The following is a 719-nucleotide window of genomic DNA, read 5'->3' on the forward strand; positions in this document are numbered from 1 at the left end:
ACCCCGACGCCCAGGCCAAGGCTGACATAGGTCTTGATCACGTCGGCGTCGATGGCCGACAAAACGATATCGGGAACGATGGCCGCCTCGGAAAATGCCTTATCGACATGGGCACGACCGGTAAAGCCCTCGTGGTAAGTGATGATCGGATATTCGGCAAGGATCTCCAGGGTGACTTTGTCGACCGAAAGAAGCGGATGCCCCTGCGGCACGATGATGGCGTGGTGCCAGGAATAGAACGGGAAGGAAACCAGCTCCGGCACACCTTCCAGCGCCTCGGTGGCGATCCCGACGTCGGCCTGCCCGGTTTCGACCAGCTCGGCGATTTCGCGCGGGCTGCCCTGCAACAACGTGAGATGGACCTTCGGATAATCGGCCTTGAACCACTGGATGATCTTCGGCAGCGCATAGCGGGCCTGGGTGTGCGTCGTGGCGACGACGAAATGCCCGGTCTCGCGGCTGGCGAACTGGTCGGCGATACGGCGCAGGTTTTGGGTATCGAGCAGGATGCGCTCGACGACACCGACCAGTTCCTTGCCCGGCTCGGTCAGGCCGAGCAGCCGCTTGCCGCGGCGAACGAAGATTTCGATGCCGAGTTCGTCCTCAAGATCCTTGATGTGCTTGCTGACCCCGGGTTGCGAAGTGTACAGCGCGTTGGCGACTTCCGTCAGGTTGAAATCCTGGCGGATCGTTTCACGGATGATTCTGAGTTGCTGGAA

Annotated in this window: 1 protein-coding gene; it reads right to left on the bottom strand. The window is 60.6% G+C overall.

The genetic code is table 11. The features are described from left to right. On the bottom strand, positions 1–719 hold a 719-nt coding region (locus GH663_RS20875), incomplete at both ends, for a LysR substrate-binding domain-containing protein (protein WP_153133508.1).

This window comes from Dechloromonas hortensis (assembly GCF_009469765.1).
Classification (GTDB): Bacteria; Pseudomonadota; Gammaproteobacteria; order Burkholderiales; family Rhodocyclaceae; genus Azonexus; species Azonexus hortensis.